At 46.9% G+C, this 23,676-nt stretch carries 17 protein-coding genes; 4 read left to right on the forward strand and 13 right to left on the reverse strand.

What is annotated here, in order from left to right; all coding sequences use genetic code 11:
* Nucleotides 1–678 precede the first annotated feature (678 nt).
* Nucleotides 679–2,769 carry a tetratricopeptide repeat protein gene (locus tag QZ938_RS29745; protein ID WP_293355392.1) on the reverse strand — a complete coding sequence of 697 codons (2,091 nt, stop codon included), beginning with the start codon at nucleotides 2,767–2,769 and terminating at the stop codon, nucleotides 679–681.
* Between the two features lie 302 nt (nucleotides 2,770–3,071).
* The gene (locus tag QZ938_RS29750; RefSeq protein ID WP_293355395.1) at nucleotides 3,072–3,941 is read right to left on the reverse strand and encodes a 6-carboxytetrahydropterin synthase; all 870 of its coding nucleotides are present in this window, start codon (nucleotides 3,939–3,941) and stop codon (nucleotides 3,072–3,074) included.
* A gap of 422 nt (nucleotides 3,942–4,363) precedes the next feature.
* On the opposite strand from QZ938_RS29750, the gene QZ938_RS29755 reads away from it, so the two are divergent.
* Nucleotides 4,364–5,866, forward strand: a complete 1,503-nt coding sequence (locus QZ938_RS29755) for a cyclic nucleotide-binding domain-containing protein (protein ID WP_293157276.1) — start codon at nucleotides 4,364–4,366, stop codon at nucleotides 5,864–5,866.
* Nucleotides 5,867–6,072: 206 nt separating this feature from the next.
* Here QZ938_RS29755 and QZ938_RS29760 read toward each other — a convergent pair whose 3' ends face one another.
* Complete coding sequence (locus tag QZ938_RS29760) at nucleotides 6,073–6,753, reverse strand: J domain-containing protein (RefSeq protein WP_293355398.1); 681 nt, start codon at nucleotides 6,751–6,753, stop codon at nucleotides 6,073–6,075.
* 492 nt (nucleotides 6,754–7,245) lie between these two features.
* Between QZ938_RS29760 and QZ938_RS29765 the strand changes: the two genes are divergently transcribed.
* Nucleotides 7,246–8,907: a glycerophosphodiester phosphodiesterase family protein gene (locus QZ938_RS29765; RefSeq protein ID WP_293355401.1), complete on the forward strand. Its 1,662-nt coding sequence runs from the start codon at nucleotides 7,246–7,248 to the stop codon at nucleotides 8,905–8,907.
* Nucleotides 8,908–8,992: 85 nt separating this feature from the next.
* Here QZ938_RS29765 and cysK read toward each other — a convergent pair whose 3' ends face one another.
* The 9 genes from cysK to psbD form a co-directional block, all read right to left on the reverse strand.
* Complete coding sequence (gene cysK / locus QZ938_RS29770) at nucleotides 8,993–9,955, reverse strand: cysteine synthase A (protein WP_293157267.1); 963 nt, start codon at nucleotides 9,953–9,955, stop codon at nucleotides 8,993–8,995.
* 156 nt (nucleotides 9,956–10,111) lie between these two features.
* Nucleotides 10,112–11,419 carry a transposase gene (locus QZ938_RS29775; RefSeq protein WP_293157264.1) on the reverse strand — a complete coding sequence of 436 codons (1,308 nt, stop codon included), beginning with the start codon at nucleotides 11,417–11,419 and terminating at the stop codon, nucleotides 10,112–10,114.
* A 237-nt stretch (nucleotides 11,420–11,656) separates the two neighbouring features.
* Nucleotides 11,657–12,097 (reverse strand): Rrf2 family transcriptional regulator, encoded by a 441-nt coding sequence (locus QZ938_RS29780; RefSeq protein ID WP_293157261.1) that lies wholly within the window; start codon nucleotides 12,095–12,097, stop codon nucleotides 11,657–11,659.
* Nucleotides 12,098–12,344: 247 nt separating this feature from the next.
* Nucleotides 12,345–14,537 (reverse strand): iron uptake porin, encoded by a 2,193-nt coding sequence (locus QZ938_RS29785; protein WP_293157259.1) that lies wholly within the window; start codon nucleotides 14,535–14,537, stop codon nucleotides 12,345–12,347.
* 291 nt (nucleotides 14,538–14,828) lie between these two features.
* Complete coding sequence (locus tag QZ938_RS29790) at nucleotides 14,829–16,475, reverse strand: HD domain-containing phosphohydrolase (protein ID WP_293130927.1); 1,647 nt, start codon at nucleotides 16,473–16,475, stop codon at nucleotides 14,829–14,831.
* Nucleotides 16,476–16,720: 245 nt separating this feature from the next.
* A complete protein-coding gene (locus QZ938_RS29795) occupies nucleotides 16,721–17,941 on the reverse strand; it encodes a transposase (RefSeq protein WP_293130930.1) in 1,221 nt (406 codons plus the stop codon).
* Nucleotides 17,942–17,974: 33 nt separating this feature from the next.
* Nucleotides 17,975–18,268: a 4a-hydroxytetrahydrobiopterin dehydratase gene (locus tag QZ938_RS29800; RefSeq protein ID WP_293130933.1), complete on the reverse strand. Its 294-nt coding sequence runs from the start codon at nucleotides 18,266–18,268 to the stop codon at nucleotides 17,975–17,977.
* A 939-nt stretch (nucleotides 18,269–19,207) separates the two neighbouring features.
* On the reverse strand, nucleotides 19,208–19,864 hold the full coding sequence (locus tag QZ938_RS29805) for a hypothetical protein (protein WP_293355404.1): 657 nt from the start codon (nucleotides 19,862–19,864) through the stop codon (nucleotides 19,208–19,210).
* Between the two features lie 69 nt (nucleotides 19,865–19,933).
* Nucleotides 19,934–20,992: a photosystem II D2 protein (photosystem q(a) protein) gene (gene psbD / locus QZ938_RS29810; protein ID WP_293151173.1), complete on the reverse strand. Its 1,059-nt coding sequence runs from the start codon at nucleotides 20,990–20,992 to the stop codon at nucleotides 19,934–19,936.
* A gap of 411 nt (nucleotides 20,993–21,403) precedes the next feature.
* Here psbD and QZ938_RS29815 point away from each other — a divergent pair, with 411 nt between their 5' ends.
* Nucleotides 21,404–21,676: a hypothetical protein gene (locus QZ938_RS29815; protein ID WP_293355407.1), complete on the forward strand. Its 273-nt coding sequence runs from the start codon at nucleotides 21,404–21,406 to the stop codon at nucleotides 21,674–21,676.
* A complete protein-coding gene (locus tag QZ938_RS29820; protein ID WP_293157252.1) occupies nucleotides 21,673–22,371 on the forward strand; it encodes an energy-coupling factor ABC transporter ATP-binding protein in 699 nt (232 codons plus the stop codon). The genes QZ938_RS29815 and QZ938_RS29820 overlap by 4 nt, the downstream gene beginning before the upstream one ends.
* Nucleotides 22,372–22,470: 99 nt before the next feature.
* On the opposite strand, the gene QZ938_RS29825 is transcribed toward QZ938_RS29820, so the two are convergent.
* Complete coding sequence (locus tag QZ938_RS29825) at nucleotides 22,471–23,259, reverse strand: DUF4058 family protein (RefSeq protein WP_293355413.1); 789 nt, start codon at nucleotides 23,257–23,259, stop codon at nucleotides 22,471–22,473.
* Between the last annotated feature and the right edge of the window lie 417 nt (nucleotides 23,260–23,676).

Consider the following 23,676-nt stretch of genomic DNA (forward strand, 5'->3'; position numbering starts at 1 on the left):
TAGGCTTGACAGTATTCGTCTACAAAACTGACTGTAGGGACTGGTTCGCGGGGTACTACCATACATTTTAACTATTTGACGGCTTCAGGAATATTATACTATGGCTAAAGTGATGAAAGAGCGTTAACTACTGGATTCCCTAGACTCTTGCCGATATTCGATCAATAATTCGGCGGGAATGAACTCCAGTGGAGTCGGGAGGTTGGTCTGTGTCCCGCTCTCGGATAAGTTACTTTTCTAGGCTCTGTTGCACCATTGGAACTCCCCATTAGCGCCATTGTCATCTCACAGTAGATGTCTGATTGCGCCCTGTTCCCAGCTTCACTCTCCGAGAATCGAGCTCGGTCGGTGTGGGCAGGTAAGGAGTCATGCCTGAGTCTGGCAGAAGGGACTTGCACCCTTATCAGACCGAGAGTTCAGCCTTGTGGCTGGAAACGCTATGTACGGGCTTTCACCGTGATTCACGTTTCAACGAATCGCACCAATCATTCCGATGCAACCGGAAATAATATGAATCAGCATTAGTTAATACAGTTATCGTGCTAACCTGATATAAAAAAAGAATCCATTTGGATTCTCTAATATCAGATATTTTCATCTGTCATTGTTTCCTGTACTCCGCATCACCAGATTTCTGGGATTGCGAAGCTCAGTGAAGGCGGTGTACTTTATGCCTAACTAACTCTCCGAAGATTCAGAAGATTCATCGGATTGTGGCTGCTTTTGAGTATCTTTTTCACCCGCGACAAATCCTTCTGTATCTTGTTTTAATTCTGAGGCAATTGTGCCTCGATCGCGCCAAGCTTCGGCATTTTCTGGCTTGATGGCAATGGCTCGATCGTATGCTGCCATTGCTTCTTCGTAGCGCTTTAATTGCGACAAAGCTGTACCGCAGTGGTGCCAAGCATCGTAGGATTCGGGCTGAATCGCGATCGCCTTTTCGTAAGCTGCGATCGCTTCTTCATGACGCTGCAATTTTGCCAATGATTCGCCTTTGCCAAACCAAGCTTCGTAACACTCGGAATTAAGCGCGATCGCTTGGGAGTAAGATGCAATTGCTGCTTCGTGTTGCGATATTTTGTCGAAAGCTGCGCCGCGGTTGTGCCACACTTCAAAATCCTGCGGTTTAATGGCAATTGCTTTGTCGTAGGATGCGATCGCCTCTTGATGGAGCTGCATTTTTCCCAGCACGGCCCCTCTATTGTACCAAACTTCGTATTTGTCGGCCCGGATCTCGACAGCTCGATCGTAAGAAGCAACAGAATCAGCGTAGCGGAGCAATCTCCACAGCATATTACCTCGATTGTACCAAGTCTCGTATCTCTTGGGATTGAGCTCAAGAGCGCGATCGTAAGAATCGACTGCGGCGGCGTACTGCTGCACTTTACCCAGCATCGCACCTCGGTTGTGCCATATTTCGCTGTCGGTTGTTTTGATAGCCAGGGCGCGATCGTAACTGGCGATCGCCTCTTCGTAATGCTGCAATTTACCCAATAAAGCTGCTATGCTGTGCCAACAACCGTATTTTCTCGCCTCGCTCGAACTGGCTCGTTCGTAACAGGCGATCGCCTCTTCGCATCTCTGCAATTTTCCCAGCAAATTCGCTTTATTGTACCACGCTTCGTAGTGATCCGGTTTAATTAAGATTGCTTGGTCGTAACTGGCGATCGCCTCTTCATGGCGCTGCAATCTAATTAATACATTGGCGCGCCAATACCACGCCTCATCCGCATTCTTGTTCGTTAAAATAGCTTTTTCTACGCAGGCTAATGCCTCATCATAATTGCCTTGAAAATAAAGCTTTTCGACTTGCTTTATATAATCGTCAGCAATCAAAGTTTGTCCGTCACTAGCAGGTACTGTTGCAGAAGTTTGTGCATTATTTAACTGCGGTTGAGGTGCGAGTTTGACAGCTTCTTTGGCAACAATTGCCGGAACCTGGGAAATTTCCTGAACAATTTGAGATTTTTTCTCGTCAACTTCTGTTACCAACACTTGCAGGCGCATGATAAATTGAGATTTGAGAGTCTCAATTTGCTCGACGGAAGATTTGGAAAGTTCAGTTTCTCTAGTTAAAAAATCAAGCGATTGTTTAGCTGCACTCATTTGTGCCTCTAATTCATCCCTCATTTTTTGAGTCAGTTGGCGAGAGTTGAGCAACTCTGATTCCAACACACCAATGCCGTGCAATCTTTGATTGGCATCAGCAACCAACTGTTTGACTACCAGCCTGCGGATCGCCCAAAAAAAGGCGATTGTCACCGGTGGAAAAATAGTACCGAGAATTAGTAAAATATTCAGCAGAGTTATGGTATTGTTAAAACCATATCCAGTTTCTGCACTGCCAGTCCGTGGAGAGAAAAAATCGAAAGCGTCGCGAACTTGGGGACTGCTTTTAACCCCAGTTTCGATTAATTTAGCCAGCCATGTTTCTTGTAAAGATTGTGTGAGTTCATCGGTGGCTTTAGCAGCAGGATTAGCCTTGGTTTTCACAGCAGGAGATAACTCTGCACCGGCCGCTGCTACCAGCAAACCAGTCTGGGATTTTACCGCAATTCGTGGGGAAAATTGTTCGTCGGCGATCGTCTCGGGCGCGCTCATTGACTCCGCCGGACGAGAGACTGTATTATTTATGGCATCAACAAAGTTGCTGGCCTGCGGTGTCCCACCAGAGATGGGAGGTGCAGCCGGAGCAGCGTTAGTTTTAGCAGTTACATTCTGGGATGCGAGGGCGGCCAGAGTCAAGAGAGCTACATTTGAGACTCGCATAAACGTCAACTCACCTAGGAGAAATTAGTGTTGTTTGTCCGCGATCGGGCGATCGACCTCATACTCTCAGCAGTGACAATAGCTTTGATGAGGAATTCAGGGTTACTATCTCCAAAATACGCGCTGCGTCTGACTTGTCAGGAAAAATGCCAATAATTATCGCCGCACAACTTGTCTCAAAGAACACTTTCCCGCACCTAATCCGCCTCCAATCGTCCTCGGAATCATTAGGGTGGCTGCACCAATCTGCACAATTTGCCTCATATCCGGCTAAACCACCCCAAATCACCCGATTTCTACCTCTAAACCCCAGCTAAAACTGCTGACTGTTGCTGTTGTACCGCCGCTGCATCCAAATCGGCACCGTAAATTTCACAGGAATTATTCGGACTTTCAATCAGCTTAATCTTGTGCAACTCGGCGCCTAATTCCCCTATGGGCGATCGCAACAATTGCCCGATCCGAACCGCAATATTCTCCGCCGTTGGCACAACCTTCTCAAAATAAGCAATATCCTTATTTAAAAAAGTGTGATCGAAAGGTTCAACAACATAATCATCAACAGCTTTTTGCAAAGCTCCCAAATCAGCAATCATCCCAGTCCGCGCATCAATTTCCCCTTTAACAGTCACCTCTAAATGATAGTTGTGACCGTGACCGTTAGGACGAGCACATTTGCCATAAATTTCCGAGTTTTCTTCAAAACTCAAATCGGGACGAGCCAACCGATGGGCGGCACTAAAATGAGTGGACAGAGTTAGATAAGCTTCCATGCCATTTCCTAAATATTCAGCCCAAAGTTCCGGGTGTTCAAACAATTGAATTTTGCTCACAGGCAAATGAGGAGCTAGCCGCAGCCAAATTTGCCGTGCTATGTTTTCGGTAGTTGGCAGAGTCTGCCCAAATTCCGGCCATGCTTCGTTAAGGTAAGAAAAATCGAGATCCTTGGTAACTTCCCGCTTGATGACGTGTTTGACATCAGACAGGTTGAGCACCATGCCGTACTCGTCGAGTTCTCCTATCATGGAAACGTAAAGAACGTAATTGTGTCCGTGTCCCGGTGCGCGGGCAGTTGGGCCAAACCGCTCAAAGTTCTCGGCTTCGCTCAACTCCGGCAGCCAGTACCGGTGACTCGCCGAAAACTGGGCCCGACGATTGATGATGCACTGCATAAAAGTCAAGTAGGGTAAGCTTGTTAAGTTCTGTAAAGGACTTACTTCTTAAGGATAAACTAATTTTTGCTGGAATTTTTCGATAATTTTAGGGTGCTGCGAATGAATTTCTACCAATTTTCGAGATATTGGCAACAGGTTGTCTCACCAGGTGCTAGGCTGATTCTGGAAGACAACACAGATATCGCGGGCAGAAAATACCGCTACAAAACAGTTTCTCGCTCTCAGTTGCTTTTCCATCAGTTAAGAATTTTTGAGAAAGTGCGATTCCCTAGAGAGTAGCTGCACCTGACGACATTTTTGCAATACAGCGAACTCTACACTTCGGGTTTTTCGCATAAACTCTGCCACATTCAGGAGTTTGCGGTTCAGTTGCCAGCAAAACTAATCATCCATCACCAATTACTCATTACCAAATCTTAATGAATTGGATTACCGAACAAGCCGATCGCTTTTTTGAAAATTTGTATGGTGCGATCGCAACTCCGTTATTTTACATCGGCGACACTCATCTGTCCATTAGTGCGATCGTCAAACTGATAATATTAGCTATATTAGCCTTCGTTATAGCTCGTCTCATCAGTGAAGGAATCAAACGCAGCCTGCTAGTTAAGATGGGATTGGATCGTGGCAGTCGAGAAGCAATTTCCACCATCATCAGCTACATCTTAGCAACCCTTGGCTGTATATTCGTCATGCAAGGTGCAGGGCTCAACCTCACCTCTCTGACAGTCTTAGCTGGCGTCGTCGGCATTGGTTTCGGCTTCGGCTTGCAAAATCTCGCCAGCAACTTTATCAGCGGTTTGACCCTACTATTTGAGCAGCAAATTCGAGTCGGAGACTTTATTGAGATTGACCATTTATTAGGAACAGTTGAAAATATTTCCATCCGTTCCACAATTATCAAAACAATCGACGGACTATTTGTAATCATACCAAACATCAAGTTTGTCGAAACCAACATTATTAACTGGAGTTATAGAGACCCCAGATGCCGCGTCCACATCCCCGTCGGCGTTGCCTATGGAACTGACCCAGTATTAGTTACAGAAGCACTGTTAGTCGCTGCGAGACTGGAATCGAATATCTTATCACATCCTTCTCCGAAAGTTTGGTTTCGCGGGTTTGGAGATAACGCTTTAGATTTTGAACTTTTAATTTGGATTGACCAGCCACAGAAAAGCGATGAAATTAAAAGTGCGGTCAACTTTTTAATAGATTATGAATTGCGCCACCGCAATATCGAAATTCCATTTCCCCAGCGGGATTTGTGGCTGCGGAACCCGCAAGAGTTAACCAAACATTTTCACAATAATCACAAAGACGATAATTCAAACGGTCAAGTTTACCCCCAGAATGCCAAACATTCAGCCGAACTCAAATCTAATTCCACCGTTTCCGAGCCTAAAAAGCAAGGGGTTAAATCCCCTAATAATTGGACGCTACGAGATTTGTTGCGGCGAGTAACTTATTTTGAACAGTGTACAGATGTAGAACTGCGGCAGTTAATTGAATACGGCTACCGACAACTTTTTCCAACAGGACAGATTGTCTGCAATGAAAATGACCCTGGCGACTCTTTTTATATTATTCTTTCTGGTTCTGTAGAAGTTCTTTCTCAAAAAGCCGATCAGTATATTGCGACGCTTCACGAGGGCGAGTTTTTTGGGGAAATCTCTTTGCTGTTGGGAACTCCGAGAACGGCGACTGTTAAAACTAGCGAAGATGCAATTTTGTTTGTGGTGGAACGCCACGACTTGCAAAAACTTTTAACAGAACAACCGAATTTGGCGGATCAGATTGCTCAAAAATTGTCTGAACGCCAGCAAGCTTTGAGAGATTTGGGATTGTTAGAGGGCGACTCTCTGGAACAAACTCCTTTTATTAAAATCCGGAAGCGAATTCAAGTTCTTTTTGGAATTTGACAGTTGAAAGTTGACAGTTGACAGTTGTCCTTAGGAATTGGGAATTGGGAATTGGGAATTGGGAATTGGGAATTGGGAATTGGGAATGAGTTAGAAGTTATTTGTTATTGATAACCAATAACCAATAACCAATAACCAATAACCAATAACCAATAACCAATAACCAATAACCAATAACCAATAACCAATAACCAATAGCTTCTTCACTAACTTCTAATTTTCAATTCCTCCTGTGCTTCCCGCCGCAGTCTAGCAGCAATTCTAAACAGTTCTTGACCTGTGTGCAAATGGCGATCGTCATAATTGAGGGTAAATAAATGCAATTCTTCTATGCCATCTCCCACTTGATTGATGCTGTAGTAAAGATGGGCCGCAACTCCGGCTACATTAGATGGATTGGGCATCACCCTCAGAAAGTCATTAGCTTTTGAAAGAAAGTCGCGACAGGTTTCGATATAAGCTTGAAACTTTTCGATCAGTTCATCATCGAACGGATCTGCTGACAATTCGTTTATTTCCTTTTTCAGCGGCTTCAAGATGTTGTTGAGTATTCGATTGACTGGTTTGTATACTTTAATCAGCCACTGTTCCATGTGTTCGTCGGCGTCCCGCGCTGCTTGTTGTCGCTGGCGGGTGACGTTTGGTGCGTAGGGCGATTGCTCTTCGCTGGGCTGGGAGATTTGGCGATCGTAAGATTGTCTTTGCTGGGCATCTCCCAATATTTCATAGGCTGCATTGAGGCGAACAATCTCTTCGTGACCGGCTGTTGAACTCTGGCTGTCTGGATGAAATATTTTGACTAAACGGCGGTATGCTTGTTTAATCTCGGCTTGGGTTGCTGTTGGGCTAATTTTTAGGGTTTTGTAGTGATTGGTAACGGAAGACACGCTATTATTTCCTTGAAATCTGGATAATTTGCGAAAAAGTGCTTGACAAAAATCTCATTATTTGCTAAAGTTATAGCTATTTACTTGATGTAAAACAATGTCAAGTCTAACTAAAAAACCTCAGTTTTCAAATTATAGCAGTCGGTAAATGAGTTAGGAAAAGTTCTTGTAGGGCGATCGCTGCTATCATCTCATCCGATGAGGAGAAATACCGCCACAACAGCACTAGGTGGCTATTACTATTTATTAAGCGTCAATGCGGTTGCTATATTACATCCTTCTACTCGTTTACACTCATCCGTTGCCTAATTGCGTGTTGCTGCGGGTGAGTACCTCAAGCTAGTTGAAAACCGCCCGATCGTGTTTTTGCCGTTGCATAACTAAAAATTAAGCAATTGATAGTAATTACTTAATCTTGCCGTGATAGTTTTTGATTGACCTTAACCAAAAGTCAAAGTAATTATCTTTGAGTCAATCAGGGAAATCAAAATCATGGCACTTAAACAGCAAATTATCCATGCTTCCAACCTTGACGGTGGAGTTCCAGCGATCGACAGCAACCTCAAAGATACCGATCGGCATCCATCTGAAGACAAGGAGATTCAAAATTTAGCTGTTCGCACAGCTTCAGCGGTACAATCTGATTCTTTTTTGCTGACAAATAGCAATGACAATTTCACAATTACCCCTGGCTTACTCAAGGGAATACTGGGCGGAATTTCGGCGCTGGGCGGTAACGACAATATTGTGGGAAGTGTTGATTCAGAGCAAATTAATGGAAATTCTGGTAATGATTCACTGTCTGGTGCGGGCGGAAATGACACCTTAATTGGCGGTCAAGGTAATGATATCTTGCTAGGGGGAGATGGCAACGATTTTCTCAGCGGAGATAAAGGTTTAGATACTCTCACGGGCGGTGTCGGAAATGATACGTTTTTGTTGCGCCGCACTCAGGGTGCTGATATTATTACTGATTTTGGAACGGGCGATCGCTTGATTTTGGACAATCAACTGCAATTCTCAGATTTGTTGATTGCTAGCACCGGGATAAACACCACAATTAGCCTCCGAGACGGCACTTTGTTGGCAACACTAAATGGAGTACAAACTATTAACGCAAACAATTTTGTTGAACTGCCCCGCCGTCCTTTAATTATCGGACATCGCGGCGCAAGCGGCTACCGCCCCGAACATACCCTAGCTGCCTACGAATTGGCGATCGAGATGGGTGCAGATTTCATTGAACCAGATTTAGTTGCCACTAAAGATGGAGTGTTAATCGCCCGCCACGAAAATGAAATTTCGGGGACGACTGATATTGCCAAGCGACCGGAATTTGCCGATCGCAAACGCAAAAAGACAATTGACGGTCAAGAAACCGAAGGTTGGTTTACCGAAGATTTGACCTTAGCCGAAATCAAAAGCTTGCGGGCGCGGGAACGCTTGCCAGAGTTGCGTGGCACGGCATTTGACGGTCAATTTCAGGTGCCAACACTTCAAGAAGTAATCGATCTAGCTAAGCGTAAAAGTACCGAAAAAGGGCGGACAATTGGAATTTATCCAGAGACAAAACACCCGACTTATTTTAAGTCAGTTAATTTGCCTTTAGAGCAGCGATTAGTGCAAGTGCTGTCTGCTAATGGATATACCAAACGTACAGATCCCGTGTTTATCCAATCCTTTGAAGTGGGGAATCTCAAAGAGTTAAATCGCTTGACAGAGTTGCCACTGGTACAGTTAATGGATGACTTTGGAGAAAAACCTTATGATTTTGTAGTGAGTGGCGATCGCCGCACTTACCGCGATTTAATGACACCCCAAGGGTTGGCAGAAATCAAAACCTATGCTGACGGCATAGGGCCTTGGAAACGAACAATAGTTGTCGAAGGTACTGATAAGAAATTACAGCCAGCTAATACTTTAATCACCGATGCTCACCAGGCTGGGTTATTAGTTCATTCTTACACTTTCCGCAATGAATCTCCTACTTATGTGGCTTCAGAGTATGGCGGCAATCCTGCTTTGGAGTACGAACAATTTTACCGCTTAGGTGTAGACGGTGTGTTTAGCGATTTTCCCGATACAGCTTTTAACGCAGCGGCGCGGCTTTTTCCTTTCTCCAGCGTAGACTCTTTAAAAGGCGTGACTTTTTAGGCATTCGATTGTAGCTAAAAACGCAAGCAGGGCGTATTTTCTAACGCCCTGCTCTCAATTTATGCGATTTTCAAGCGCAGTTTGCTTAGTTGACAGCCACAGCCAGATTGAGTTCTGGATCTTGGAACAACGGAGTGCTCAGATAGCGTTCGCCGAAGCTAGGCTGAATCATCACAATCAATTTACCTGCATTTTCAGGACGCTTGCCGACTTTCAAAGCTGCACACAGTGCCGCACCGCTGGAAATACCGGACAAAAGTCCTTCTTCTCTGGCTAAGCGCCGCCCGTAGGCGATCGCCTCGTCATCGGTAACAACTATCACTTCGTCGATCGCGTTTACATTCAGCACTGGCGGCACAAAACCAGCACCGATACCTTGAATTTTGTGAGGCCCGGGCTTTCCGCCCGACAGAACTTGACTGTTTGCTGGTTCAACGGCGATCGCCTTAAATCCAGGTTTCCGGGACTTAATCACCTCTGCAACACCAGTAATCGTGCCGCCAGTGCCAACTCCAGAAATCAGGAAATCCACCTCGCCGTCGGTATCTGCCCAAATTTCCTCAGCCGTTGTCGAACGGTGAATGTCCGGGTTGGCTGGATTCCGAAACTGCTGCAACATATACGCATTCGGAGTTTTGTCTACAATCTCTTGAGCGCGCCGAATGCAGCCGCTCATGCCTTCAATGCCGGGAGTCAATTCTAGTTGAGCTCCGTAAGCTCGTAACATCGATCGACGTTCCGTACTCATCGTATCCGGCATCGTCAAAATCAACTGGTAGCCCTTTGCCGCCGCCACCATGGCCAAAGCAATTCCGGTATTGCCAGATGTCGGTTCTACTAAAACCGTTTTCCCGGGAGTAATCAACCCTTCTGCCTCGGCTTGATTGACCATATTGACACCAATCCGGTCTTTTACTGATGCTGCCGGATTCATGCCTTCGAGTTTGACTACAATCCGAGCCAAGCAGCCTTCGGCTTGGGGAATGCGGTTGAGTTGCACCAGGGGTGTGTGCCCCACCAATTCTGTAATGTCGCCAGCAATACGCATAATCTTTGTCTGGTTGTTGTTGAAAGTAAATGTTAATTCTTAGTTGGCAATATTAAGCTATTGCGTATTGAGATTTAACTTTTAGGGCTAGCTCTCTCGCCTACCGCACTGATTGTTTGAAAAAACAGGATTGTCAACTACCCAGCATCAAGCGGGCTACCGCACGAGATGTGGGCTTGTATCTGAGCTCCACCGCAATTCCGAGAATCTTTGCAGAATCTCAGCTTTAGTTTCACGGCCCGACACATCAGGGGATGCTGACAAGCTCCCCGTACTCGTCCAGTCTTGCCGGACAAGCAACGTTCTCATGGTAATATTTCGCGCACCTACCAAATCAGCATGAAGCTCATTCCCGCAACATTCACAGCGAAACAACAATCCTTTCTTCGGTCTATTGTCGGCCGAAGTATGCCCGCATTTTGGACAACTTTGTGAAGTGTAATGCGCCGGAACTTTAGTGGCTAGAGAACCATTTAGATTGGCTTTGTAGTCAATATAACTGTGCAATTCGGCAAAAGACCACTTAGCTTTATTCCGATTGGCTTGACGCTGTTTCTTGCTCGCCTTCTTGCCAGACTTAGATTTCGTTCTTGACCGGATTCCGGTCAAGTTTTCCAATCCAATTAAGCTATTGGGTTTGGCAATTTCTTTGCTGATTTGGTGGTTTACGTCAGCGATAAACCGTCTCTCTCTTCCCGACAAAGCAATTAATTTGCGCTTGGCCGAACGAGTGTCTTTCCGCTGAAGATTTTGTCTGGCCTTGTGATAGCGATTGGCTTTATATCTGGCTGCTTTCCCCGAATAGAACTTAGACTTATTTTGCAAGTCTGTTTCTACAGCCAAGTAGCGCATCCCCACATCAACGCCAGAAACTCTGGTTATTTTCAGTGGGTCAACTTCAGGCGTTTTTACTTCAATACTCACCATCAAGTAGTAAGCTTTAGAAGAGCGCTGATAAACAATCTTTGCTGCTCCAACCTTAGAGCCGCAGGCAATCAAATCTAAATGCTTGTTGTACCCGTCATAGGTCACTACTATTCTACCAGCTAGAGTGATAATGCTTACTCGTTGCTCGGTTTTAAACGAGTAGTCGCGCTGATAGTTCAATGTGCAGGTTCGAGACACATACTTAGGAACTTTATCCAATCCTTTGTATCGTTTCTTGGTGTACCCTTTGACAATAGCATCGTTAGATTGTTTGACCTTAGTCCAGAGAGTTTTATAAGTTGCCGACACCTGCCTGGGTACGTTGCAAGCCATCTGAGCGCCGAGTCCAAAACGAACTCGCAATTCGTTATAGACAGCCTTCTGCAATTTCAGGCCATTGCTGGTTTTACCCGCATCAAAAGCAACTTGCGAGGTATAGTTCAAAGCGTCACGGTAAGCCAAAGCAGTCTGAGCTACCAGAGCTTTTTGCTCGGCGTTCAGATTTAGCTTTAACTTGGCGGTGATCGTTTGGGACATTGCTTTTCACAAATTTTAAGAAGATTGTATCTCGTGAAGCCGGAGAAAGCAACTGGTGCAGCCAAAGAATTTGCACAGTGAGTCGATCGCCCGTTACCCTCCGGCATCTAAAGCTATCGTTTTGGTTCGGGGTGGCTCTCTTGACTCACGCGCATTCCTCCCGACGCTCACCGCTCGTACAGGTAGAGCGCGGGACTCCTGCTGGCTTAGTTGAAAATTAGACCGGCCTCGGCTTGACTAGATGTAATACATAATATTGAGCTGCCGTCTGCCATTGCGTTTTTCGCACAGATCTTGTAGCGTATATTTCTGCAACACTGAGTTAGCGATCGATCGCGCTTCTTGCCAAACTTCCCAAATCACAGCACTTTCTACAGTTTGAGCAGGCGAGTCTTTTTCGGAGCGATCGAACTCTGAGCCTTCGAGACAGTTGATAATTTCGAGCAGTGTAATTTTCCACGGTTCCCGCGCCAAGATATAACCACCCTTAGCTCCTCGCTGGCTGCGAATCAGCCCGCAGCGTCTCATGGTAGCGAGCAACTGTTCTAAATATCGATCGGGAATATTTTGCTGAGCAGCTATCTGGCGAATTTGGAGGGGTTCGCCCTCATCGTAGCAATCGGCCAGCTCCAGCAAAGCTAAGATTGCGTATTCGCTTTTACAGGAGAGTTCTACCATATTGCTTCAACTACCAGAATTCTCAACTCCGAAGTCAGACGTTAAAATTCTTCTCAATGTTGAGTTAAAAATTATAAATCCTAATTTCTTATTATACTCCGGTTTTCCACCGAACTTAATAGACTTTCATAAAAAATGCCGACACTGAATTCGTCCACCGCACAAAAAAGCCCTGCCGGAAGCAGGGCTAAATTTGACCTCAAGTTGCCAGCAGAGACGGTATGACCCGCCCTGCTCTAAGTCGCTCTTAGAACGTGAAAGTAGTTCTCAGAGTACCAATAATGATGTCGTCATTATTGCTATTTTGATTTGGGTTGGTAATCCAAATGACGCCCGGAGTCACAGCAATGTTATCCGAGAGCTTGAACTTGTAGAAGCCTTCAAAGTGCCACGAAGTATCGTTGCTGAAGTTCCGCAAATTGCCAGGAGCCTCAAGTTTATCCAAGTAAGGCTCACGACCTACCACAAAGCCCAGCAAGTTGCCTTCTTTCCCTAAATCGGGCAAAGCCAAAGTGGCTGCGTAGTTCCAAATTCTCGCATCGCCGAGGCCGAGAATACGAGCATTGGTTAAACCAGCCCAGCCCCCAATGATAAATCTCGGGCTGAGTCGGAACGAAGCCTCAGCACCGTAGGAGTTGCTGACAACTTTGCGAGCGCGGAAGCCGCTAAAGCCTTCGCTCAAACCATTGATGGAATTAGCCACGCCCGTGCCGGTGAAACCGCCGAGTTTGCCTGGGCCGTTCCCCAAACCGTTGTCAAACCCGAAGTTACCTCTGGTAAAGTAACCGTGGTTGTAAGTGAGAGCAACTTGCAAGTTGCGTCCCGGGGTAAAAGTCAACTGCCCCATCGCTGCGTAGTCACCGTTGAACAAGCCTGCGCCTTTGGTGGGACTTGCTGGATTTGACGCCAAATATCCGAAGGACAGAGAAGTTGGGCCGAACACGCCGCCCAGCAGGCCTCTGCCACCGAAGGCGTAATCGAAGCCGATACCAGCACCGCCACCTAGGCGATAAATTGGGTTGCTTTGACCGAACGCGCTGAGAGAGCCATTACCGCCGTCAAAGTCTTCAAAGTAAGGGTTGACGGTAGGAATGAAATCGTTCCAAACACCGTTAGCGGCTTCAATGGTAACGTTCAACCGATTGCTAGCGGGGAACTTGTAAAGCAAGCTGCCCAAGTGAAAAACGTTGTCTGTGCGGCCGACTACGTTCCAGGTTTGAGTACCTTCGCTCGTCGCCCCGAGGTTAAAGTTTTGACCGTTGCCCACATCCAGTCTGGTGAGCAACAAGTCTCTGCCGGTGAAGCTCGTATTTAAGTTGAGACGTACCCGCTGTTGGAAGACGGCTTCGTTGTTACCCGTACCGACTCTTCTGTTGTCTCTGCCAAACAAGCCATCATTGCCACCAAAGTCGTCGCTGAGGGCAAAAATTGCTTCCCCAGTCAGTTTGGTAGTAGTTGAAAATTGGTTAGCTTCGAGTTCGGATGTCCGAGCTTCCAGAGCATCGACGCGGCCGCGCAAGGTTGCCAGTTCTGCTGCAAATTCTTCCTGGAGCCGTTGGAGGGCTGCCAAGTCGTCTTTGGTCGCTAAGTTGGTTGTACCTGCTTTAATTAGCTCGTTAACTTTGTCTAAGCAAGCGTTTAAACCGGCGGCGAATTCGTAGCGGGTCATTGCCCGGTTGCCGCGGAATGTGCCGTCCGGATACCCGGCAATACAACCATAGCGCTCGACTAGGGATTGCAGTGCTTGGAATGCCCAGTCTGTGGGCCGCACGTCGGAAAGTTGAGATACTGAGGTTACTTGAGCCTGAGTTTCCCCGCCAGAACCTTCGCTGCTGTACTCGTTGACCTGTTCTAATGTGGCGGCTGGGTTTTGAGCTTGTGGTGCGACAGTTTGGGCTAGAGATTGGGCCGGAGAGGGCAAATTTTGTTGTGCCTGCTCTGCCACTGCCGGGGCAGTAGTTTCTAATTGAACTGCACTGATTTGCTCCCCGACAGCGGTAGCTGCTGGGGCTGGATTTTCTAGTTTGGCTGCCGCTGAATTTTCTACTGGTTGAGCGACTGTTGGCTCAACTGCTGCTAAAGATTCAGTTACAGGTTGTGATGCAGCTTCAAGATTTGTTGCTGCGGGGTCTGTAGTGGCGGAGGCGATCGCGCTGCCCGTTGCAGCAGGGCTGGCATCTGCAATCGCTGGCTTGGTTTCGCTGCCTGTTCCTTGGGCAATTTCTTCGACTGGCTTTAGTGCTGCGGTAGTTTCGTCAACAGCCGCTAAAGCATTAACTTTGGCTTCGGAGGTTTGGCCTGTTTCAGCTTGGGCAGCTTGAGGCTTGAGCGCATCAGCAGCTTGCTGAGCGTCTGCTGCCATCGCGCTCGAAGAAACTACTAGGGTAGCTCCTAAGACTGCTGGGCTGATTAGTAGGTAACTCCACAAAAATTTCGACATATTCACTCTCATCCTCACACCGATTACAGAGAAACTTTTCGAGTCTTCTATGTGGTCAGTAGTTGCTAAACCAGCATACTTTAAAAAGACACCTAAAATTCACTTTTTCTTTTGATTCTTGGGAACTAACTGAGTGTATGGATGCGATCGGCTGCTGTCGGATACGTGTTTTTTACTACGTACTCAACGGCCTCAAAACCTTGCCATACTTGGACTTTGGATTGATTGGACTACTGACACATTAGGCGCTCGATAGCCTATTTACTTTTTAGCACAGCACGTCCGAATCGTCTAGGCTGATTCGACTTTTGCATCCAAACCGTGTCCTAGGACGCTAAAGACTCGGCGACGGTCGAATAGTTCCAATAAATCGGCGTTGATTTTGTTGTGAGCTGCTTCTTGCCGCAAAATTTTCATTGCTGCATCTGTTCGCAAAGCTCGTTTGTAGGGGCGATCGCCCGCTGTTAGGGCGTCATAAATATCGGCGATCGTCATTAATTGCGCTTGAATGGGGATTTCTGTCTGTGTTAAACCTCGCGGATAGCCTGTCCCATCGAGTTTTTCATGGTGTCCGTAGGCTATTTGGGGAACATTTTTTAGATCCTTTGTCCACGGAATTTGGCTGAGAAATTCGTAAGTGTGAGTGACGTGGGATTCGATCGCCGATCGTTCTGCCGGCGTCAGGTTGCCCCTCGACACCATCAATTGCACGATTTCGTCTGGACTCAGCAGGGGTTTAATTGCCCCGTCTATATCTCTGTAAGTTTGCCGAGAAAGTTCTAGCAGTTGAGCTAGGGGTTCTTCTGCCAAAATGTGAGGTTCGTTGGCCTCTAGCAGGACTTCCCAATATTCTGCCAATCTGGTTTTTGCCTCTGCTAGCGACGTGTCTAGCTGTTCTATTTCCTGGCACTTAGCGCACTCGGGGCCAGAGTCTGGGTGTTTTCGGTAAGCTGAATGCTCTAGCAAATATTTATATTTAGACTGGACGCATTCCATTTCCAGCGTCCGCTGAGCTAGGGCGAAACGGTGGCGAATGATTTCTAGCTGTGAGGGGTAGAGCTTTTTCTGCTTGGTCAAAACTGCTTCTGGTACTCCGATTTTGCCAAAATCGTGCAGCAGGGCGGCGTAGCGAATTTCTTGAATTTGACGGTTGTTAAAGTAAATAGAGCGCAGCCATCCACTGCTGACGGCGTTTACTTCTTCTGACAGGCGTACTGTCAGGGCTGCGACTCGTTCTGAATGGCCGAAGGTACATGGATCTCGGGCTTCTATGACTTGCACGCTTGCTTTGACGAAGCCCTCGAACAAGTGTTCTATGCTTTCTTGAAGTTGATTGCGCTCGATCGAGATTGCTGCTTGAGAAGCGAGCGATCGAACGATCCTTTCTTCCCACTCGGAATACTGCTGCGTCGATTCCCAGGCATTCTCTGCCGTCAGCACCTCATCTGCCTTTTTTTTGCGGTTGATCAGTTGCAGTACGCCGATTGTCTCGCCCTGTCGGTTTTGCATCGGCAACACCATTACCGAGCAAGTGCGGTAATTAATATCCCTGTCAAAACTCGTATCTAGCTGGTAGGGTACGCCGGGGGGCAAGTCATAGGCATCAGACAGGTTCAAACTTTGACCTGTAACTGCCACGTATCCCGCCAAGCTTTTGTCTGTCAGCGGCAGGGCAAACTCCTTAAACGACAGTCTGGGTTTAGAACCGTTTTGGGCTACCTTGAACAGCAACTTAGATTTCTCGTCGCTGTGATCTACTAAATAAACGCTGCCCGCATCGCTGTAGGTGATTTCCCGGCTTTTGGATAAAATCAAGTTTAACAAGCCGCCCAAATCGGGGGCGCTAGAGAGCGCCGCGCCAATATCCAAAAGCTTTTCTATTAGCTCTGTTCTTTGAGCAGATTCGTTCAAGAACTCTGGCCTTTCAAATACGATCATGGTCGGAGGATGGCGAATAGCCTTTAATACATTGGACTTGTTGCATCTCGACTTTCTCACACCCGATTTTAACCCAGAGTCGATATTTTCTTTTGAGCGAGCTTTCTGCTCTTGGGACTGTCGCTAGATGCAGTGGCGGCTCGGAAAATGAGAACTCTTCTAATTTAGCGCAGAAATCTCTTGGGCTAGCGCCAGGTCTTTCTCAGTTAACCCTCCGGCATCGTGAGTTTTGACAACTCCCCTGCCTAAAGGCGAGGGGATTCTTGGCTCAACGGGAGTCCAATGACTTTACCCTCACCAAAATTCACCGCGATGTGCCCCACCGCTGTATATCCACGTTGCATCACCACCTGGGCAGCAGCAACATCTCGGTCTGTCTTATACCCACATTCCGGGCATTCATGCACCCGCTCAGAAAGCTCTTTCTTGCCCGTATGCGTTTGGCAATTCGGGCAAGTTTGACTCGTTCCATTTGCATCGACCTTGCTGAAATGCTTGCCTCGCTTGAAGCAGAGATGCCCCAAGATGTTAAGGAACTGCCCAAATCCAGCGTCTAAAGTGTGCTTGCTCAGCATCCCGGCAGACATGGCTTTCAGGTTTAGATCCTCAGCAAAGATAGAATCTGCTCCATCACAAAGATGATGTGCTGTTTTGAAATGGAAGTCTTTGCGAGTATTTGAGAGGGTTTCGTGATGTCTTGCAATGCGATGTTGTAATTTCCGCCATGCGTTAGACCCTTTCTTCTTGCGTTTCAGTTTGCGTTGCAGCGATTTCAGCTTGCGTTGCCCATCAACAAAGAATTTGGGTCTAGCAATTAACTCACCATCAGACGTTGCTAAAAACGAAATCAGTCCTAAATCAATCCCCACTGAATGCCCTGCAATGGGAGGCAGAGGAATGGTGACATCACATTGCAAAGTGAGAATGGCATAGTAGCCTGACGCTCGCTTCACAACGCGAATCTGTTTCACCTCAAATCCGTCTGGAATCGGTCTGGACAGACGCAGCTTCACCCAGCCGATCTTAGGCAGGTTCACGTCATTGTCTCCATCCCATGGACGCAAGACCTCTAAATTGAGTTGGGGAAATAGGAACGACCGCATCCGTTTCTTGAACCGAGGGAATCCATGACCCCGTTCCCACATTGCCACAAATGCGGCTTCGAGTTGTCGCAACACTTGCTGCAAAACATGAGTATGAGGTTGCTTCAGTTCCAAAATTGATTTCTTTGCCGCCGCCAATGATTTGCACTGACTCGCGAAGGTTGGACGGGGAGCATCAGCAGGAAGAATATATTCCCTATTGATGCTACAGGCATTGATGCTGCACTTGCGAGAATTAACCCAATCTTTTCGCTGGGCCAGCGCGAAGTTATAGACCTTGCGGCAAATTTCTAGCCACAGGTCGATAGTTTCGGCTTGCTCAGGTGTGGGAATGAGTTTGTACTCGAAGTTGTAGTTCAGCATAGACGTACTATAGCAGACTGAATAAACCAATCATCATTTATTCAGAATCCTCGATGAGTGATTTGGATATCGAAAAGCCGCCGTGGGACGGCGGGGCTTGTGACCCATTTCTTCGGTCAAGTTAACTGTTACTTTGTTATAGGAGATTTCTATGTCGGGGTGATGTCCTGCGGCTTCTGAGGGGGCGACTAACTTATTCACAAAGGCGATCGCGCCGATAAAATCTTTAAATAAACGGGTACACCGCAGTTGCCGACCTTGCACCGTCCAGCCCGATAATTGACTGGCGCGCTCTTGAATTTCAGTATCGTTAAGTAGATCTGCCATAATTTTTTTTTTATTTTGGGATAAGCTTTTTGGGAGATTAACAGCCAACCTGTAAAAAATCCGACCAAAAACTATCCGCTCTCACCAATAGTGTTGAGGCTCAAGTTTTAATACTTAAGATTTAACACTATTTGAGGTGAGAGCGGTCTAGCGGGTCTTCAGATTAGAACCTGACTGCCGGGAGAATCCCTAGCTGAGCCTGGTTCCCGATGGAATTCGTTTCCAGTTGGAAACGACGGCTGACTGCTAGTGAGCGGCCCCGGCGCACAGCCGGTAGTTTCCAATCTGATGACCCATGCATTTACTACTTTCTATCATGGGCATCACCTCCAGGATTAGCTAAATGGCTTCATATTTGAACGCACCTCACCCAAATACAAGATTTGGTGTGAGGATTTGTGCGCTAGCTTTTGCCAGCGTAACCGAAAGAACCTGCGTTCTGAGTATCATTCCAGTAATCACAATCATTAGAATAACACAAGGAATTAGAAGTGGGGGGATGCAAATTAATATTTTCGCAAGATGAGGGCAAATTACTGACGTAGCGAGGTTTTCGATCGATCTCTACAGCCAGCGGGCGATCCTCTTCGAGGGCTTCGCTAACGAGCTTTTGAGCGGATTGCTTTTTCTGTGGGGCGTGTATAAAGAGGGAAATGTGCGCTGCTGCTCAATTTCTTAGATAGGAGTTTGCCAGATGCGGCGATTTCCTAGGATAGAGCGAAAGTCCGCTAGATTCATCAAAGGTAGAATTTGACTCTTGAGTTAGCAAGCTGGCAGAATCCTCAGGCAGCCTAGAACCTCAACAGTTAGGGTAATTAAAGCAATTTTCATAGGATTTGACAGGTTTGTCTGTTAAGAGCGGTTACTGAGGCAGGTATACTAAGCTTCCATACCTGCACCCAGTTGTTAGTGTTAGCAGCGTTAAGCGTTATCACTTCGTTAGTTTTCGATGCTAGCAATAACTTGCTTACCTAGCAGTAATTCAGCACGACCGTTTGTCGTACCCATCATTGGCCGGAGCGCACCATCATCGCCGAACAGGGTCTTAAAAGCGGTTATAGCTGCGTCCCAAGTTTCTCCCCCGATTGGAAATTGGAAGCTTTTATCAATCATTTTGACAGTTCTCGTTCCCCAAGGGGTGAGCTTTGCTATTGGAGTCGCTAGACCTTCGTATACACGGACTCGCAAAACATTCTTGTGGTTGCCTCGAAAATCTACAACAGAAGTTCCTGTACCAGTGTTAGCGTTTGCTGCTTTCATACCTAATGCATCAATTGACGAAGTAATACGACTGTAAACACTGTTTCGGATGGGAAATTTAACATAAGTTTTACCGTCCTTGCCAATCATCGGAACTAACACGACCGTCGATGATTCTTTGGGCGTATAAGGTTTTGGGGGAGTAGCGAGTTTTTGCGCCATTTTAGCAGCCTCACGCTTTTCTGCAATTTCCATCGCAATTTTTAATGCTGCTGCGGTTCTTGGTTTTCCCATTGTTTTTACCTCTATGTCGCTTTTATTTTTTATAGCATGGCGTAACAAGACTTTTAATACAACAAAAAAGCTCCTACCGAGCGGCAGGAGCTTTTTAAACATTGAGGGTAAAGCCTAAACTAATTTATCTTACCCTTTCAAAATGTTGCTATTTTTGATACTTCGCACTGATTAGAGAGCGTTACCGCGAGGTAGAACTTCTTCAGGGAAGATGAAGTTTTCGTGGGGTTGGTCGGTCGGAGCCATCCAAGCACGAATGCCTTCGTTAAGCAGAATGTTCTTAGTGTAGAACGTTTCAAACTCAGGATCTTCAGCAGCGCGCAATTCTTGTGATACGAAGTCATAAGCACGCAGGTTTAATGCTAAACCGACGATACCGATGGAGCTCATCCACAAGCCTGTGACGGGTACGAACAGCATGAAGAAGTGCAACCAACGTTTGTTGGAGAAAGCAATTCCGAAGATTTGCGACCAAAAACGGTTAGCTGTAACCATGGAATAGGTTTCTTCTGACTGAGTTGGGTTAAAAGCTGGGAAAGTGTTAGCACCTTCGCCATCTTCAAACAGGGTGTTTTCCACGGTGGCACCGTGGATAGCGCACAACAGCGCGCCGCCCAAGATGCCTGCAACGCCCATCATGTGGAAGGGGTTGAGCGTCCAGTTGTGGAAGCCTTGCAGGAATAGCAGGAAGCGGAAAATTGCTGCGACGCCGAAACTGGGGGCGAAGAACCAGCCTGATTGACCCAAGGGGTACAGCAGGAATACCGACACAAACACGGCGATGGGGCCGGTGAATGCGAGGGCGTTGTAGGGACGGATGCCGACTAAACGGGCGATTTCGATCTGACGCAGGCAGAAGCCGATCAGTGCGAAGGCGCCGTGGAGGGCGACAAATGCCCACAAACCACCGAGTTGGAACCAGCGGGTGAAGTCCCACTGTGCTTCGGGGCCCCACAGGAACAGCAGGGAGTGTCCGAGGCTGTTGGCTGGGGTGGAGACTGCTACGGTGAGGAAGTTGGCTCCTTCGAGGTAGGAGCTTGCCAAACCGTGGGTGTACCAGGATGTGACGAAGGTGGTGCCGGTTAACCAGCCACCGATGGCCATGTAGGCGCAGGGGAATAGCAGGATGCCAGACCAGCCTACGAAGACGAAGCGATCGCGCTTGAGCCAGTCGTCGAGTACATCAAAGATGCCTCTTTCGTTCTCGGCGCGTCCGACTGCGATTGTCATTACGCTAATCTCCAAATAGATATAATTACAACGGATTTGTCTCTAGTCATTATTGCCCAAATCTTGATCTGCTTAACAGAAAGTGGGTTGAATTATGAACAGAGTTTACTTTTCTTTACCGTATTTAAGATTATAGGGGTAATTCTTTACAATGGCAAGCATTTCTTCAAGAAGTTCGGGATCTTGACTGGTGCCGGAAGTCCTCTAAGTTCTCGAATAAACCCGAAATCCTTGCCGGCAGGGGGGCGACGCCCTTACAGAAAGCGATGTTTTTTACCGCAATACTTTGTTACAGCCCGCCGAAAGAGTAAAAAACCGGGTTTTTTGAGTCTTGATGCGTAAGTCCTGTCCTAAGTCCTGTCCTATATATATACTGAGGGTAGAGTTCCAAACTTAGGTTTTTAAGACTATATGTTCAGCATTGACATGATTGTGAAGAACACGCCCGTCTCCTTGTCGGTGCAGCGGAAATCGGTGGAGGACGCTGAGGCTGTTTACCAGCAGGTTTTAGAGGCAATGCGTAACTCCCAACCGCAAATTTTGGAACTTACTTGTGAGAAAAATACTGAGAAAAAGGTAGCTGTTCTCAGCAGCGAGATTTCTGGGGTGGTGATTTCTCAGAAATCTGGGACTGCTTCTACAGGTAGGGCACCGGGTTTCGTTTCGATGACTTTGGCAGAATGAGGGCTGGGGGTGTGGGCGCCGATATGGGCCAGTCAGCGGTTGCGGTGCGGGATTTGGGTTTTTGCTGGCCGTCGGGCGATCGAGTTTTGCAAGGTTGCTCTCTGGATGTACCCAAGGGTGAGTTTTGGATGCTTTTGGGTACTAACGGTAGCGGCAAATCTACGCTGCTGAGGCTGATGGCTGGGCTGCTGCACCCCCAATCGGGCGAAATCGATCTGGGCGGGCGCGTGGGTTTTGTGTTCCAAAACCCAGATCACCAGTTGGTAATGCCGACGGTGGGTGCGGATGTGGCTTTTGGTTTGGTTGAGGAAAGGCTTTCTAATCTTCAGGTGCGCCAGAGAGTGGCTGAGGCTTTGGAGGCGGTGAATTTGCTGGATTTACAACGGCGGCCGATTTATGCTTTGAGTGGGGGCCAGAAGCAGCGGATTGCTTTGGCTGGGGCGATCGCCCGTCATTGCGAAATTTTGCTGTTGGATGAACCTACGGCTTTGTTAGATCCTGATTCTCAGTTGGATTTGGTGGCGGCGGTGCAGCGGTTGGTGAAAAATCGTGGGATTACGGCTTTGTGGGTGACTCACCGTTTGGATGAGTTGAATTATTGTGATGGGGCTTTTTTGTTGGAAAAGGGCCAGGTTGTCGATCGGGGAGATCCGGCGCGTTTGAAGCAGCGGTTGATGCAAAGCCAAGATGTTTAGCTGTTAACCAATTTTTGAATTAAGTCATTCGGCGATTGAAATCGCTTCTACAAAAACGAAGTCTGCCTCCGCAGACTAAGAGAATGGCTGCACGCCAAATCAATCTCGCAATCCTCGATCGCGCAACCAAGCATCTGCCCAAATTGTATCCGCCTCTGACAGCGCTGGTATGACTTCCCAGTTACGATAATCAATCTTGAGGTCGTAACTTGCGATGTCGTAAATTTGAGTGAATAATTCCTGCAAATTGATTATAGGTTCGATATCACCCGATCGCAGTGGCAAAGGAAAAGCTGGCATCGGGTTGTGGACGTTAAAAGCGTACAAATCTGCTCTGGGGCGGCGATTTCCCCGACACACCAAAACGCTATAGTGACTTTCAAAATTATTGCCAATAACTGGCATTTTTCGACCGCGCCGCAATAAATCTATTTCAATCAAATGAGTGCGGCTGCCCAAAATTTCTTCTCGCTTTTCCTCATACATTTGTCGTCCTTTGCCTGTGCGCTTATTGCTAGGAGAGAGGATTTCAATCACTGTAATTAATTCTTCGTTTCCCCTTTCTCTAATTTCTAAATAGCCTTCCCGAACCTCGTAGGGCATGGGAATATTTACTGTTAAGGGTTGTGTTGGTGGCTCTGCAACGGCTACGTTTGACGTTATTAATTCAGTGGCAGTTTGTGGTTGAATTACGTTTACGTCAGGAATACCAATTGATAAATTATCGTCAGCGGTTTCATAGATTCTCACTTCCAAGGAAACTAAATACTTAGGACGTAGTTGGGGAGACAAAAATCTAAAAATTTCACTAATTAATAAGTGGTGTAGGGCAGGCCAGAGTTCTGGATGCTCTAAATACGGATCCATACCGGGAAAGGGAGATGGCATTGATTTGACTCCTTGACTTAAGTCTATTTATAGTTTAGCAAGCTTTTTTGGGGCGCGAATGCTGTAAAAGATTAATCGATCGCATATTTTGCACTTATTGCAACAGTAAGTCGGGGATTTAAACCCCTGCCATAATCTCGCAACAAATGCAAAATATCAGTTCGATCGCCCTAACGTTGGATCGACGACAATTGCATCGGAATTAACACGCTGGTTTCATTTGCCGACAGCGCATTCACGAACACAATTGTATGGGAGACAGCGGGCATTAAGCGGCGGAGTGCATTGAGATATAGCCTTTCTCAGAAAGATGAGGTACAATGTTACTGACACTTACTCATGATGATTAAACAGAGAAGACACGATCTAATTAACTACAGTTACATGGTTCAGTAAACCAGGCGAAAGCGATAGAAC

The organism is Microcoleus sp. CAWBG27 (genome assembly GCF_020883145.1).
In the GTDB taxonomy this organism is placed as follows: domain Bacteria; phylum Cyanobacteriota; class Cyanobacteriia; order Cyanobacteriales; family Microcoleaceae; genus Microcoleus.